Raw genomic sequence first — 15,385 nt, forward strand, 5'->3', positions numbered from 1 at the left:
CCGTCTCCTTCTGGTCGTCCATCGATTCGCGTGACCGCGGCCGCCGATGCTTCGCCGGCGCGCGGATGTCACCCCGCCCAGTCGACTGCGGCGTCGCACGAGGAGGTGTGACATCGATTACTTCTATTACTTCGGCAACTGTACGACACGCGCATCACGCCGGTGCGAGAACCGGGCATAAAAACGGAATCGTTATGTCGATGCATCGATCGCCACCTCCAAACGGGGCGAGGACGGTCGCCGTCGGACACGCGGATGACCGTCGCCCGCGAGCAGATCGGCGACCGCCGCTTCCGGGCCGGACGATGGCCAGCTTCTCCGGTCGGGTGGACATTCCGCGTCACTGGCATGATGGGACGCGTGACCAACGAAGACGCGCAGCTTCCCGTGACCGCCCCCCTGACCGATCTCGCCGCCGACGTCGGCGTCGCCACGCGCTATACCGCGCAAAACGGCGAAGAGGCCACGGTGTCCAGGGCGACGATCCTGAAGATCTTCGCGGCGCTCGACGTCGATCTCGGCCCCACCCCCGACGACCCCTCCGACGAGGACATCATCGCCGCCCGCGAGGCGTGGACCGATGCGCGCTGGCGTCGGCTGCTGCCGCCGGTGGTGGTGAGCACCAGCGGCTCCTACAAGGAGGTCATCGTTCACGTCCCCGACGGCACCGCCGTGTCCGTCACCGCGATCCTGGACGACGGGTCGGAGTGGCCGTTGGCCCAGGTCGAGCACAACGTCGCTCCCCGCGAGGTCGACGGCGTTCTGCTCGGCGAAGCCGCCTTCGCCGTCCCGGAGAATCTGCCCCTGGGGTGGCACCGCCTGCGCGCGGTCAACGAGGACGCGACGGCAGAATGCGAGCTCGCCGTCACTCCGGGTCGGCTGTCGACGGCCGACAAGTTCGTCGATAAGCCCGCGACCGGTGTCATGGCCCAGCTGTACTCGGTGCGCTCCGAGCGGTCCTGGGGCATCGGCGACCTGACCACCCTCGGCGACCTGGCCAGCGTGTCGGCGCGCGCGGCGGGCGCCGACTTCGTGCTGGTCAACCCTCTGCACGCCGCCGAGCCCTCCCCGCCGGTGGAGGACTCCCCCTACCTGCCCACCACGCGCCGCTACGCCAACCCGCTGTACATCCGGGTGGAGATGATCCCCGAGTTCTCCTACCTCGACGAGGCCGACGCCGCCGAGCTGCGCGACCTGGCCGCGGGTTTCCGCGAGCTCAACCGCTCGGCCGACGAGATCGACCGCAACCCGATCTACGCCGCCAAGCTGCGCGCCCTCCACGCCATCCACCACATTCCGCTGTCCGAGGTGCGCCGCGCCGACTACGAGCGGTTCCTGGCCGAGCAGGGCCGCGGCATCCTCGACTACGCCCGATGGTGCGCCGACCGCGACATCGAGATCCGCACCGCCGCCCGTGACGACGACGAGTTCGCGAACGGAGAGTTCGCGGGCCTGGTCACGCCGCTGGGCGCCCACGAGGACATCGAAGATCTGCGCGGGGAACTCGTCGATTTCCATTGCTGGCTGCAGTGGATCCTCGATGAGCAGCTTCGCGACGCCCAGCGCGCGGCGACCGAGGCGGGCATGCGCATCGGCATCATGGCCGACCTGGCCGTCGGCGTGCACCCGGGCGGGTCCGACGCCCGCAACCTGGCGGAATGGATGGCCCCGGATGCGTCGGTCGGCGCCCCGCCGGACGGTTTCAACCAGCGCGGCCAGGACTGGTCGCAGCCGCCGTGGAACCCGCACAAGTTGGCGGAGGCCTCGTACAAGCCGTGGCGGGACATGCTGCGCACGGTGCTGCGCCATTCGGGCGGCATCCGCGTCGATCACATCCTCGGGCTGTTCCGGCTGTGGTTGATGCCGCGGATGGAGTCGCCGGCCAACGGCACCTACGTGTACTTCGACCATGAGGCGATGGTCGGCATTCTCGCGTTGGAGGCCGAACTCGCCGGCGCCGTCGTCATCGGCGAGGACCTGGGCACCTTCGAGCCGTGGGTTCAGGAGTACCTGGCTCAGCGCGGCGTCATGGGCACGTCGATCCTGTGGTTCGAGTCGGATGGTCCGGGGGTGCCCAAGCACCCGTCGCACTACCGCCGCCTGTGCCTGTCGTCGGTGACCACGCACGATCTGCCGCCGACGGCGGGGTATCTCGCGGGCGAGCACATCAAGCTGCGCGACCGTCTCGGCCTGTTCTCTGCGGACGTGGAGGAAGAGGAGGCCCGTGACCTGGAGTGGGTGACGGCGACCCTCGCCGCGGTGGATGCGGCGGGCTGTTTCGAGGGGCTTTCCGACGCCGACGGACCGGTGTCCGGCCGGGATTGGAAGAACATCTCCCGCGACGAGCTGCCGGATGCGGCGCCGCTGATCGTCGGTTTGCACCGGTATCTCGCGCGCACTCCGTCGGCGCTGACGTGCATGGCGCTGGTGGACATGGTCGGCGACCGTCGCACGCAGAACCAGCCGGGCACGACCCACGATCAGTACCCGAATTGGTGCGTGCCGCTGACGGATCACGAGGGCCGTGCGCTTCTGGTGTCCGACCTGCCGGACCTTCCCCTGTTCGGGGCGGTTGCGGAGGCTTCCGCCAGGGGTTGACGGTCATCGGGGATCCGCCATGTGCCCGTTCCGCGGGCACCCGGTCCCCCTGCGCCCGCCCCCGGCATGCGAACGGGCGGCCCCCTGCGACAATCGTGGGGTGACCGATACAGACTCCCGCCCCGCAGTCTCGACGATCCTCGTCGTCGGGCTCATGTTGTTCGCGATGTTCTTCGGCGCGGGCAACCTCATTTTCCCGCCCCAGCTCGGCATCGAGGCAGGCACGGCCTATGGCCCGGCGATGGCCGGTTTCCTGACGACGGCGGTGCTGCTGCCGGCGTTGGCGGTGATCGCCGTGGCGGTGTCCGGCAACGGCATCGTCGACATCGCCTCCCGGGCGGGCAGGGTTTTCGGCCTGGTCTTTTCCATTGCGGTGTACTTGTCCATCGGCGCGCTGTACGCGATTCCCCGCACGGCGAACGTGGCGTTCGAGACGGGTGTCGCGGGTGTGGCGGGGACGTCGTCGGGGTGGGCGTTGTTCGCGTTCACGGCGGCGTTTTTCGCGGTGTCGCTGTGGTTGTCGCTGCGTCCGGGCGGCATCGTAGATTCGTTGGGACGTTGGTTGACGCCGGCGTTGCTGGTGCTCATCGTCGCATTGGTGGTCGTCGGTTCGGTCGTGTTGACGGCCGAGCCGGGTGCCCCGACCGAGAAGTGGGCGGGGTCGCCGTACGCGACGGGTTTCCTGGAGGGGTACCTGACCATGGATTCCCTGGCGGCGTTGGTGTTCGGCATCGTGGTCATCGATTCCCTGCGGTCGCGGGGCATTGACCGGCAGCGTCAGGTGGTGACGTCGTCGATTTTGGCGGGCGTGATCGCGGTGATTCTGCTCGGCCTGGTTTATCTGGGGCTCGGCCAGTTGGGCCAGGGCATCGGGGGCGAGTACACCAACGGTGCGCTGTTGTTGTCGGAGGCCGCGACGCGGTCCTTCGGCGCGGCGGGCGCGTGGGTGTTCGCGCTCATCGTTTTGCTTGCATGCTTGACGACGGCCGTCGGTTTGATCACGTCAACCGCGGCGTTCTTTTCGTCGCTGACCCCGCGCATCGGTTTCCGGGCGTGGGCGGTCGGTTTCACGCTGGCGGGCCTGGTGATGTCGAACCTGGGCCTGGATGCGATCATCGGCATCGCGATTCCGCTCAACGTGTTCCTGTACCCGATGGCGGTGGCGCTGGTGTTCCTGACGTTGCTGCAGGCGGCGCTGCCGTTCAAGTTGACGTGGTCTTACCGGGTGCCGGTGGCGGTGGCGGGCGTGTTCGCCCTCATCGACTTGGCCCGGACGCTCGACGTCGATCCGGCGTCGGCGGTGCCGTCGTTGGCGAATTTGCCGTTGTACGAGCAGTCGTTGGCGTGGGTCGTCCCCACCGCCGTCGTCTTGGCCGTCTGTCTGGTGGTCGATTACGGCAAGCGGCTGCCGGCGCCGGAGCCGGGTGAGCCGACGGCGTCCTTCGGGGCGGAAGGCGCGCGGGCGGCGAACGTTCACCCCTGATCCGCGGGCGCGGTCAAGGCGGTCCACTCTCCGGGAGTGGACCGCCTTTTTGCCATTCGGGGTACTGCCCGTCCGTGCGCCGTCGGCCCGTCGTTTGCGGCCCGTCGTTTGTGGTCCGGTGTACCGGGCCGGACGGCGGCACGATCACATCTGCGTCATGACTCCGGCGACGAGCACCAGGATGATCAGCACGATGAGCGCGATCTTGACCGGCGACTTCCGCATGTTGGGCTCTCCTCTTTCACTGTCCCGGCATCAGCTGGGGTCTTGCTCCACCAATTCGATTCGCGTCCGTCCTCCCCGGCCGGGGCGTTTCGTCGCCCACTTCCGGGAGAGGCGGCCGACGACGACGTCGATGAGGCCGATGAACGCGAACGCCACCACGCCGCCGACGGGCACGAGAAACGCCAGCAGCACGGTGGTCTGCCCGAGCACCGACAACTGCGTCAGCCACTGGCCGACCGAGTCGACGGTTCCCTCGAGCGCTTCATACACGGCGGTTCACATTACCCGACGTCGGCTCCCGCCAGACCCCGGCGTTCGAGGAGCGGGCGGATGTCCTTGTCGCGTCCGCGGAACGTGCGGTAGGCCTCGGTGAAGTCGATGGCGCCGCCGCGGGACAGGATCGTGGCGCGGAAGTGGTCGCCTCCGGCGCGGGTGGCGCCGCCGTTGTCGGTGAACCAGCCGTAGCCGTCGGCGTCGAGGGCTTCGGCCCACAGGTAGGAGTAGTATCCGGCCGAGTATCCGCCGGCGAAGATGTGGTTGAAGTACGTGGACCGGTAGCGCGGGGCGAGGTTGGCCACGTCGAGGCCGTATTCCTCCAGCGCCTTCTGCTCGAATTCGCCGACGTCGGTGACGGCGGCGGCCTCTTCCGGCGACAGCGAGTGCCATGCCAGATCCAGGGCGGAGGCGGCGAGGTACTCGGCCGTCGCGAAGCCCTCGCCGGCGGTGCGGGCGCGCTTGACTGCCTCGACCAGGTCGTCGGGGATGGGTTCGCCGGTGTCGACGTGGAACGCGTAGTTGGCCAGGATCGACGGCTCCAGCGCCCAGTTTTCGTTGATCTGGGAGGGGAACTCCACGAAGTCGCGCGGCACGTTGGTCCCGGAGAACCGCGGGTAGCGGACGTCGGACAGCAGCCCGTGGAGGGCGTGGCCGAATTCGTGGAAGAGGGTGGTCACCTCGTCGAGGGTGAGCAGCGCCGGCTCCCCTTCCGCGGGCTCGGCGATGTTGAGCACGTTGACGACGACCGGCTTGGTGCCCAGCAGGTGCGACTGGTCGACGAAGGAGCTCATCCACGCCCCGCCGCGCTTGGTCGGCCGGGAGAAGAAGTCGGTGAGCAGCAGGCCGATGCCCGAATCCCGGGACTCGGCTCCCGCGCCACCACCCGTATCGGCGCCCGCTTCCGTGCCCGCTTCCGCTCCCCCATCGGCGCCGCCGTCGCGGACCTCCCACACCGTGACGCCGGGGGCGTAGCCGGCGAGGTCCTCGCGCGGGACGACGTCGATGCCGTAGAGCTTCTTGGCGACGTGGAAGACGCCGTCGCGGAGGACACGGTCGAGCTGGAAGTACGCCTTGAGCTTTTCGCCGTCGACGGCGAATTCCTCGGCGCGGCGGCGCTCGGCCCAGTACGGCCAGTCGGGTGCGCCGACGTCGCCCGCCCCCTCGACGGACTCGGCGTCATCCGCGCCGTCGATTCCCGCTCCGGCGCCGACGGTTTCTTCGGCGGCCAGGTCCGCGACGCGCTTGTACTCGCCCTCGGCGTTGGCGACGGCCGCCGGCGCCAGGTCGGTGATCAGCTTCTTCGCGGCGGCCACGTCCCCGGCGGTCTCGTCGGAGATGACGTAGTCGGCGTGGGTGTCGTAACCGAGCAGCCGGGCCTTTTCGGCGCGCAGGCGCACCTCCTCCAACAGCATCGGACGGTTGTCGTGGCCCGCCCCCGTTCCGCGCGCGATGGATGCGGCGTAGACGCGGGCACGGGTGTCCGGCGACTCCAGGTCGGTGAGGATGGCCTGCACGCTCGGCAGATCCAGCGGAATCAGCCACCCGTCGGCCCGGCCGGCCTTGCGCGCGTAACGGGCGAGATTGTCCTTCGCGGCGTCCGACAGCCCGGCGAGATCGGCCTCGTCGGCGACTGCCACGGCACGGTCGTTGGTGTCGGCCAGCAGGTTTTCGCCGAAGGCGGTCGACAGCTCGGACAGGCGGGCGTTGATTTCCTTCAGACGCGCCTTGCCCGCATCGTCGAGGTCGGCGCCGGCCCGGCGGAAGTCGCGGACGACCTTGTCCAGCAAACGGCGGGCCTCGTCGTCGAGCTCCGGAACCTCGGACGCCGCAGATGTCCCGCGGTCGGCATCCCCCGCATCCGGACCCGCCCCGCCGGACGACGCGGACGTCGACTCGTCGTAAAGCTCCGCCACCTTCTTGATGCGCGCCCACAACCCCTCGTTGAGGCGCACGCCATCCATGTGCGCGGCCAGCTCCGGGGCGATGGCGGCCTCGATGGCCAGCCGCTCCTCGGTCGCGTCGGTGCCGGCGATGTTGAAGAAATACGCGGCCACGCGATCCAGCAGGCGGCCCGACTTCTCCAGCGCTTCGAGTGTGTTGGCGAAGGTCGGGGCCTCCGGGTTGTCGACGATCGCGGCGATCTCCGCGTCATGGTCGACGAAGGCCGTGCGAAACGCCGGGATGACGTGCTCGTCGCCGATCGACCCGAAGTCGGGCAGACCGTACGGCAGCGTCGACGGCGTCAGAAGCGGATTGGCGGCGATGGTCTCGGAAGACGATGCGTTCATGGGGCCCCACCTTAGCGCCGACCCGGCGGGGCGCCGCCGTGCGCGTTGGGCCATTCCGGCTCTCGCCCGCGGCGGGACGCTTACGCTGGGCGCATGGACGATTCCCGCCACGCGACCGATGGCCGCCCCGGAGATCTCACCGTCGGCGCCCCCGCCGGCGCGTTGACGGGGCGCGTTTCGGGTGGGGTGCTGCGCATCCACACGATCCCGTACGCCACGGCCGAGCCGTTTCGTCCGTCCACGCCGGCGCCGCCGGGCCCGCACGACGGCCGTGAACCAATCGGCGATCCGCTCGGCGACGGGTCCGGCACCGCCCTGCGCGAGGGCGTCGGCCACATGCAGCTCACCGTCACCGCGCCGGTCGACGGCGTTGGTGCGGCCGCCTCCCCGGATGGCGCTAGCTCCGCGGGCGGGAGCGTCGGCGCGCGCCCGATCCTCCTGTGGATCCACGGCGGCCGTTTCGAAGAGGGCCACCCCTCGGAACCGTGGTGCAGCACGCGCCGTTTCGCGGAGGAGGGCATCGTCGCGGTGTCGCTGGGCTACCGCAAGCGGTTCGACGGGTTTTGGCGCACGCGGGGCGACGGTCGCATCGGAAGGCCGGGCGCGGCACCCTATCGTGCCGTCGATGATCTGCTCATCGCGCTGCGCTGGGTCCGCGACAATGCCGCCGCGTTCGGTGCGGATCCGGGCAACGTCACGTTGTCGGGTCAGTCGGCGGGTGCGGGCCTGGCTCTGGCGCTGGCGTCGGATCCGCGGTCTGAGGGGCTGGTGCATCGGGTCATCGCCATGTCGCCCGGGTTGTCGCGGGGTTCGGGCAGTGCTTTGCGACGGCTGCTCGCCCGCATCGGAGGAGTCGGGCCGTCGGGAACGGCCGATCCCGGGATCATCGACCGGGCCTACCGACTCGTCGCCGCGGTCGCCCCGACGGATACCGCCGTGGGCCCGCGCATCCGGGAGATCCGGCCGCGGGTGCCGCTGATGGTCACCGCCACCAGCGAGGAGTTCCACTTCGTGCCGCCGCTCATTCGGGCCGATGGGCTGCCCGGCGCGCGGGCGGCCGCCCGCGTCATCGGCGCGGCCCACGGCGGGCTGGGGCCGCTGCCGCCCGAGGCCGGCGATCGGCCGATCGGCGGGGTCATCTCCGATGCGGCGATCCGCGCCAGTGCGGTGGCCGTCGCCGATTCCTCCGTCGCCGCGGGGATGCCCACGTGGGTCGGCGAGTTCCGTCCGGGCGAGGGCACCGGCATCGGGCCCGACGGGCGCGTCACCGACGGTGCCCCGCATTGCGTCGATCTTCCCCGGTTCTTCGGCCGCGAGGACGGGCACCCGTTCCACGGTGAAGTCGTGTCGTTCATTCGCACCGGCGACCCGGGGTGGCCCCGTTATTCACCGCCGGAGCGCACGGGGCGCATCTGGTACGGCGGAGGGCACCTCGCCGTCGAGGCCGACGAGCCCGATCCGTGGGGCGGGGTCCGGAGAATGTTCAGTCGCCGGTGACGGCCGGGTGATCGACGCGAGGCGATATCAGCCCGAGGCGATGTCAGCGCGAGGCGATGAGGTACTCGCCGAAATACGGAAGGGAGAATTCCAGTCGTCCGTGCTTCGGTGCTCGGACCAACTCACGTTCGAGCAGCCGTGCCCGTCGCGGTGACAGCCCCTGGGGAGTGAAGCCGAGGCGGGCCGCGACCTCGCCGGTCGCGACGGAATCCTCGCCAGTTTCGGCCATGATGTCCGCCATCGCCTCCAGCACGACGCGTTCACCGTCGGGGACACCGCTCATGGATGGTTTGTGCACCTGGATTCCCATTCGCTCGATGGCCCGGTCACGAATCGCCGCGATGTCGGCTGACGTGATCGCCGACTTGTCGTCGAGGGAGGCCCGCGCCCATGCGAGCGAGCCGACCAGCTGAATGAGATACGGGTAACCGCGGGAAATGTCCGCGGCGTCCGATGCCGCCCGTTGGTCCATCGGCTTTCCGCCGTCTGCCGACGTCCGAACCAGCGCATCGACGGCTGCGGCACGATCCACCGGACCCAGTTCGAGACGTTCGGCTCGCCGGAGGAACGTGGTTCCCTCGAGCTGGAGCAGTTGATCGATGCCATGGGGCAGCCCGGCGGCGGCGAAGGCGACGTCGAAGTCGTCGCGGACGAGGTCCTGGTAGGCGATCGCCAATCGTTTCATTGCATCGGGGGCGGCGCTCTGGGCCTCGTCGAGGGTGATGAGCAACCCGGTCCCACGGGGCCGGAGGAGGGCGGAAACCTCGCGCAAACGCCCGATGAGGGTCGGCGCCGGGCGGTCGTCCACGGGCGCCGACAAACTGATCGAACCGATGCCGCCGATCGACGCGCCGGTCACCGCACGGCGGGGCGGTTCATCGGCGAGGTCGGAGATCAAGGCGGGAAGCGTCGAGTGGACGAGATCGTCGATGAGCGACTCCCCCACGTGCACTCGCGCGATCACCCACCCCCGCCCACGCGCGACATCTTCGAGTTCGTTGAGCAAGACCGTCTTGCCGATGCCCCTCGCCCCGCTGACCAGGATCGCCCGATACGGGCTGCCGGGTCCTTCCGCCAGGGCGAGCTCAAAATCCGCCAACAACCGGTCACGTCCCGCCAACACGTGGGGCGATACCCCGAAAGTCGGGCGGAACGGATTTCGGGGGCGCGGCGGGGTCGTCATGTCGGAGTTCCTTTCACCGAATGTGAACGACGAATCCGGTCTTCGGCGGCCCGGATCCTCATCGTCGCACCGTACATGACGGTTGAGATTTGTTAGATCTCTTAGATACTACGAACGAGTTTAGACTTGTTAGACCCGATAGATTTGTTAGATCTGCCCGAGCTCGTTAGATCTCGGCGATCCGGTCAGATGCCGACTTCCAGGACGATCTGCAGGATCTGCCAGCACACCAACAGGGTGATCAACGTGATCAGCACCGCCCACACCGCGCGGTACTTCATGAAGAGATTGTCGCCGTGGGGATCGTCGTCGTGACCGGCGCCGCGCCGGTCCAACGGTCGCGGATCGGGGCTTCCGTCCCACTGCCCCCGGGGTTCGGGGTCGCCGTCCCAACGGGGATCGAACTCGTCTTCTCGTCGCTGCGGTTCCATGCCCCCATCATGCCGAAAGCCAGTGGTCTCCACAGTGCCTTTCGCCCGTCGGGAATCCGCCACGACTGCTAGCGTCGGCCCCATGCCGCTCGACCTGTTGGATCCCGACTGCCCCGGCCTGACCCCCGTTTCCCCGAAACTCGCCACGTTGCGCCGCATGATTGCGTCGGCCTGGCTGCTTCCGCCGCTTCTCGTGTCGGTCGCCCTGGCCTTGCTGCTGCACCCGTTGTGGTGGTTCATCGCCGGCGTGTTCGCGGTGATTCTCCTCTGGGATTTTTGGCTCATCGGCCGTCGGGTGTCGGCCCACCGGTACCTGGAGGACGCGGACGACATGATCATCGCCAGCGGCCGTTGGTGGCGGTCGGTGACGGTCGTCCCCTACGGGCGCATCCAGTTCATCGACATCGACGAAAGCCCGCTGCTGCGGTTGTTCGGCTTGGCCACGGTCAAGCTCAACACCGCTTCGGCCACCTCGGACGCGCAGCTGACCGGGCTTCCCCGCGCGGAGGCCCGGGCCCTGCGCGAGCGCTTGTCCGGCCGTGCCCGCGAGAGGATGGCCGGGTTGTGACGGCGCCCATCGGTCCGGGCCGCCACCGCGTCCACCCGCTCACTCCCCTGTTGTCTGCCGGCCGCTTCCTGGCGGCCGCACTCGCGGTCGCCGTCTTCAACATCATCCGGCAGGGGACCTTCCCCCGATCCGTGGCGGACGCGTTCACGGATGGCGGGACGACCGCATGGCTGGTGGCGACGGGCGTGGCGATCGCCGTCCTCGTCATCACCGTGATTTTGGCCTGGGTGTCGTGGCGGTACCGCTTCTTCGAACTCGCCGACGACGAAATCCGCATCGGTTCGGGATGGCTCGTCAGGTCACGGCGCTCGGCGCGGTTCGACCGGGTTCAGGCCGTCGACGTCAATCAACCGTTGTTGGCGCGGTTGGTGGGCCTGGGGGAAGTGAAGGTGGAGACGGCCGGCGGCGGTGATTCCGACCTGACCATCCGCTACCTCGGCCTCGACGACTGCCGGGCTCTGCGCTCCGCCGTCCTCGAAGCGAAACGGGAAACCGAGAATCCCGGTGGCCCGGCAGTCCAGGAACCGGACGCCGGGGACACGAACGGCTGGGGCACCGTCCCCGTCCCCGATTCGACCGTGGCGATCCACGGCCCGGTGTCGCCGCTGCGCCTCCTGGGTTCGGTGATCATCGGCCCGGGCCTGCTCCTGCTCGTCGGCCTTCCCGTCGTCTTCGGCGCAGCCACCGTCGCCGTCGCCGCCTTCGGTCTGGGCAACGGCATCTCCGTCGGGGAAGCCCTCGCCATGACGGTCGGGGCGATCGCGGGCACGTCGTTCGTCGGCGTCGGCATTTTCCTCATGGGCCTGGTGGCGTCGATGTGGCAGGGATGGAATCAATTCCACGGCTTCACGCTGTCGGCCGACGACCGGCGGGGACGTCTGCACGTCAGCGCCGGACTGACTTCCACGCGCCGCCAGACCATCCCCGTCCGCCGCATCCATGCCCTGGCGATCATCGAACCGGCCTGGTGGCGGCCGCTGCACTGGGCGAAGGTGCGCATCAACGTCGCGGGTTACGCCGGCGAAGGCGCCAACGTGTCCACCACTCTCCTGCCGGTGGCCTCCCTCGCCGAGGCCGACGGCGTCGTCGACGGCGTCATCGGCCGCATCACCGGTCTGCGCCACCAGCCGTCCGAAGCCCGGTGGGCGTCGCCGAAACGCTCCGTCTGGCTGTCGCCCATCGACTGGCGCAACCAGGTCGTGCGCATCACGCCGCGGGCGTTGGTGGTCACCTCCGGGCGTCTGCGCCGATACCGCGCGGTCATCCCCTGGTCCCGCATCCAGGGCCACACGCTGCTGCAGGGGCCCATGTCGCGGGCGCTGTCGCTGGTCGACGTGCGCATCGAGCTCGTCGGCGGCCCCGTCTCCGTCACCGCGACGCAACTCGCGCCGGACGATGCGGCGCGGCTCATGAGGGTCCTCGACGAAAGGCGCGGCGCGTAGTCGTCGTCAAGCGACGAAAACCCGGGCCCCTGCCGATGCGGGGACCGGCGACGCGAAACCGGACACCCCGCCCCGGCCGGCAGCCGGGAATCGGAGGGGCCCGACGACGATCGACTGCACGATGACCGGCGTTTCCCTACCCTGGCCACCATGCATGACTGGTACCGAAGCGCGGTGTTCTACGAGGTTCTCGTGCGCGCGTTCAACGACTCGGACAACAACGGTTCGGGCGACCTGAACGGGCTGCGGAACAAACTCGACTACCTGCAGTGGCTCGGCGTGGACTGCCTGTGGCTCCCGCCGTTCTACGACTCGCCCCTGCGCGACGGCGGGTACGACATCCGCGACTTCCGTGCCGTGCTGCCCGAATTCGGCACCGTCGACGACTTCCGCCTGCTGCTGGAGGAAGCCCACGCCCGCGGCATCCGCGTGATCACCGACCTGGTGATGAACCACACCTCCGACACCCACGAATGGTTCCAACAGTCCCGCATGGACCCCGACGGACCCTACGGCGACTTCTACGTCTGGACCGACGACCCCGACACGTACTCGGGCGCGCGCATCATCTTCGTCGACACCGAAGACTCCAACTGGACCTACGACCCGGTGCGCGGCCAGTACTACTGGCACCGCTTCTTCTCCCACCAGCCGGACCTCAACTACGACAACCCGGCCGTGCAGGAGGCGATGATCGACGTCCTGCGGTTCTGGTCCGACCTCGGCATCGACGGCTTCCGACTCGACGCCGTGCCGTACCTCTTCGAACGCGAGGGCACCAACTGCGAAAACCTGCCCGAAACGCACGCGTTCCTGAAGAAGTGCCGCGCCATCATGGACGAGGAATACCCGGGCTGCGTTCTGCTCGCCGAGGCCAACCAGTGGCCCGAGGACGTCGTCGAATACTTCGGCGACCCGGAAGTCGGCGGCGACGAGTGCCACATGGCGTTCCACTTCCCGCTGATGCCGCGCATCTTCATGGCCGTGCGCCGGGAGTCGCGGTTCCCCATCTCGGAGATCCTCGACTCGACGCCGGACATTCCGTCGTCGGCGCAGTGGGGCATCTTCCTGCGCAACCACGACGAACTGACCCTGGAAATGGTCACCGACGCCGAGCGCGACTTCATGTACGCCGAGTACGCGAAAGACCCGCGGATGAAGGCGAACATCGGCATTCGCCGTCGCCTGGCGCCGCTGCTGGAAAACGACCGCAATCAGCTGGAGCTGTTCAACGCCCTGCTGCTGTCGCTGCCCGGTTCGCCGGTGCTGTACTACGGCGACGAGATCGGCATGGGCGACAACATCTGGCTCGGCGACCGCGACGCGGTGCGCACCCCGATGCAGTGGTCCCCGGACCGCAACGCGGGGTTTTCCCGCTGCGACCCGGGCCGACTGTACCTGCCGACCATCCAGGACCCGACGTACGGCTACCAGGCCATCAACGTCGAAAGCCAGATGAGCTCGTCGAATTCGCTGCTCAACTGGGTGCGGCGGATGGTGCAGGTGCGCAAGAAGTACCGGGCGTTCGGCCTCGGCGATTTCCGGGAGCTCGACAACGGCAACCCGTCGGTGCTGACGTACCTGCGCGAGCATGACGACGAGCGACTGTTGTGCGTCAACAACCTGTCCAAGTACCCGCAGGCCGTGGAGCTGGACCTGTCCGAATTCGCCGGGGCCACCCCGGTGGAGCTGACCGGTTCCGTGCCGTTTCCGGAAATCGGCGCGGATTCGTACCAGGTCACGCTGCCGGGCCATGGCTTCTACTGGTTCGAGCTGCTGGACCCGCCGGAGGCCCCGACCGTCGCGGAATCGTCGTCGGCGCCGACGGTGCCGGTGGCGCAGGCGATTTCCGACGCACCGGTGGCGGCGACGGCCGACACGTCCGATGATTCCGATGAACGAGAGGCGAATCGATGAACGACAACGTCAATGCAACCCCGATCAATGGCGGTGCGGCAGGTGGTCCCGGAGCCTCCGCAGGTGGTTCCTCCGGCCCCGTGTCGCTTCCCGACGTCGACCTGATCGCCTCCGAGCTGACCCGCACCCTGCCGGCGCAGCGTTTTTTCGCGGACAAGGCCGCCGGCATCGACCGTCTGGAAGTGCTGGTGCAGGCCCCGGTCGTACGCGGCGACGCCGATGCCCCGGACGTGGACGTGCTGTTCGTGAGGGTCCACTCCGGCGACGCCTCTCCGGCGTACCTGTTGCCGATCGCGTGGGGTGACGCCTTGCCCGCGGCCGGGGAGGATGCGCTGCTGGCCGCCGGCGAGGGCGTGATCGGCTACGACGCGCTCGTCGATCCGGCGGCGGTGACGGCGTTGGGCCGGGTGTTGGCCGCCGACGGTGCGTTGGGCCCGATGGAGCTCAAGCGGGTTCCGGGCGCGGAGCTGGCCGTGCCGGAGAAGGGCCGCCCGATGGGCGTGGAGCAGTCCAACACGTCGGTGATTTTCGACGACGAGGTGATGGTGAAGTTCTTCCGTCGCCTGCACCCGGGCACGAACGCCGACGTGGAGTTGCTGGCGGCGTTGTCGGCGGCGGATTGTTCGTCGGTTCCGCATTTGTTCGGCTGGGTCGAGCTGGTGGTCGACGGCGAGGCGTACACGACGGCGATGCTGCAGCAGTTCGTGCCGAATTCCGCCGATGGCTGGTCGATGGCGTTGACGTCGGTGCGCGACATCATCCGCGAGGGGGATCTGCAGCCGGAGGATCTGGGCACCGATTTCGGCGTCGAGTCCGCGGCGTTGGGTGCGGCGGTGGCGGAGGTCCACGACATGTTGGCGGCGACGTTGCCGGTGCGGCGTCGGATGTCGGGCGAGGAGCTCGTCGCGCCGATGCGGGAGCGGCTGCGGCATGTGGCGGGGATCGTCCCCCAGGTCAATGAGCTTTACGACGCCGCCGAGGCGGTGTTCGCGAAGGCCGCCGCGTCGGTGGGGTCGGATGGTGTTCCGGTGCAGCGCATCCACGGTGACCTGCATTTGGGGCAGGTGTTGCGCACGCCGCGGCATTGGCTGCTCATCGATTTCGAGGGCGAACCGTCGCGTCCGTGGGATGAGCGTCGTCTGCCGGATCATCCGATGCGCGATGTGGCGGGCATGGTGCGGTCGTTCGATTACGCGGCGCATTACCCGTTGCTGACGGGCCGCGAGGATTCGCGCCAGCAGCGGTACCGCGTCGGCGAGTGGGCGCAGCGCAACGTCGGGGCGTTCCTGGACGGGTATGCGTCGACGTCGGGCCGGGATCCGCGTGACGACGCCGCCGTGCTCGACGCTTTCATCTTGGACAAGGCGATTTACGAGTGCCTGTACGAGGCGCAGAACCGTCCCGGTTGGCTCGAGCTGCCGTTGGCGGCGGTGTCGCGGCTGCTTGACACCGAATAGACCGCTTGGTCTATAGTGGC

Annotated in this window: 11 protein-coding genes; 7 read left to right on the plus strand and 4 right to left on the minus strand. The window is 68.9% G+C overall.

Annotated features, from left to right (window positions below; genetic code table 11):
* The first annotated feature begins 351 nt into the window (after nucleotides 1-351).
* Nucleotides 352-2,598: a 4-alpha-glucanotransferase gene (gene malQ / locus CFREN_RS09100; RefSeq protein ID WP_246580227.1), complete on the plus strand. Its 2,247-nt coding sequence runs from the start codon at nucleotides 352-354 to the stop codon at nucleotides 2,596-2,598.
* Between the two features lie 100 nt (nucleotides 2,599-2,698).
* Nucleotides 2,699-4,081, plus strand: coding sequence for a branched-chain amino acid transport system II carrier protein (gene brnQ, locus CFREN_RS09105; protein WP_246580217.1), 1,383 nt, complete (start codon nucleotides 2,699-2,701; stop codon nucleotides 4,079-4,081).
* A 255-nt stretch (nucleotides 4,082-4,336) separates the two neighbouring features.
* Here the strand turns inward: brnQ and CFREN_RS09110 are convergent, their stop codons facing one another.
* Both CFREN_RS09110 and CFREN_RS09115 read right to left on the minus strand, forming a co-directional pair.
* A complete protein-coding gene (locus CFREN_RS09110; RefSeq protein ID WP_209652387.1) occupies nucleotides 4,337-4,576 on the minus strand; it encodes a hypothetical protein in 240 nt (79 codons plus the stop codon).
* 11 nt (nucleotides 4,577-4,587) lie between these two features.
* Nucleotides 4,588-6,870 carry a M3 family metallopeptidase gene (locus tag CFREN_RS09115; RefSeq protein ID WP_209652385.1) on the minus strand — a complete coding sequence of 761 codons (2,283 nt, stop codon included), beginning with the start codon at nucleotides 6,868-6,870 and terminating at the stop codon, nucleotides 4,588-4,590.
* A 93-nt stretch (nucleotides 6,871-6,963) separates the two neighbouring features.
* Here CFREN_RS09115 and CFREN_RS09120 point away from each other — a divergent pair, with 93 nt between their 5' ends.
* Nucleotides 6,964-8,367, plus strand: coding sequence for a carboxylesterase family protein (locus CFREN_RS09120; RefSeq protein WP_209652383.1), 1,404 nt, complete (start codon nucleotides 6,964-6,966; stop codon nucleotides 8,365-8,367).
* A gap of 43 nt (nucleotides 8,368-8,410) precedes the next feature.
* Here CFREN_RS09120 and CFREN_RS09125 read toward each other — a convergent pair whose 3' ends face one another.
* Nucleotides 8,411-9,550: a DUF8462 domain-containing protein gene (locus CFREN_RS09125; RefSeq protein ID WP_209652381.1), complete on the minus strand. Its 1,140-nt coding sequence runs from the start codon at nucleotides 9,548-9,550 to the stop codon at nucleotides 8,411-8,413.
* Between the two features lie 185 nt (nucleotides 9,551-9,735).
* Nucleotides 9,736-9,981 (minus strand): hypothetical protein, encoded by a 246-nt coding sequence (locus CFREN_RS09130; protein ID WP_209652379.1) that lies wholly within the window; start codon nucleotides 9,979-9,981, stop codon nucleotides 9,736-9,738.
* Between the two features lie 82 nt (nucleotides 9,982-10,063).
* Here CFREN_RS09130 and CFREN_RS09135 point away from each other — a divergent pair, with 82 nt between their 5' ends.
* The 4 genes from CFREN_RS09135 (at nucleotide 10,064) to CFREN_RS09150 (ending at nucleotide 15,365) form a co-directional block, all read left to right on the plus strand.
* Complete coding sequence (locus tag CFREN_RS09135; RefSeq protein WP_224370150.1) at nucleotides 10,064-10,549, plus strand: PH domain-containing protein; 486 nt, start codon at nucleotides 10,064-10,066, stop codon at nucleotides 10,547-10,549.
* Nucleotides 10,546-11,991 carry a PH domain-containing protein gene (locus tag CFREN_RS09140; protein WP_209652377.1) on the plus strand — a complete coding sequence of 482 codons (1,446 nt, stop codon included), beginning with the start codon at nucleotides 10,546-10,548 and terminating at the stop codon, nucleotides 11,989-11,991. Before CFREN_RS09135 ends, CFREN_RS09140 begins: the two co-directional genes overlap by 4 nt.
* Nucleotides 11,992-12,141: 150 nt before the next feature.
* Nucleotides 12,142-13,908: a maltose alpha-D-glucosyltransferase gene (gene treS / locus CFREN_RS09145; protein WP_209652375.1), complete on the plus strand. Its 1,767-nt coding sequence runs from the start codon at nucleotides 12,142-12,144 to the stop codon at nucleotides 13,906-13,908.
* On the plus strand, nucleotides 13,905-15,365 hold the full coding sequence (locus tag CFREN_RS09150) for a maltokinase N-terminal cap-like domain-containing protein (RefSeq protein WP_244979502.1): 1,461 nt from the start codon (nucleotides 13,905-13,907) through the stop codon (nucleotides 15,363-15,365). Before treS ends, CFREN_RS09150 begins: the two co-directional genes overlap by 4 nt.
* Nucleotides 15,366-15,385: the final 20 nt, after the last annotated feature.

Source organism: Corynebacterium freneyi (genome assembly GCF_030408835.1).
GTDB lineage: Bacteria > Actinomycetota > Actinomycetes > Mycobacteriales > Mycobacteriaceae > Corynebacterium > Corynebacterium freneyi.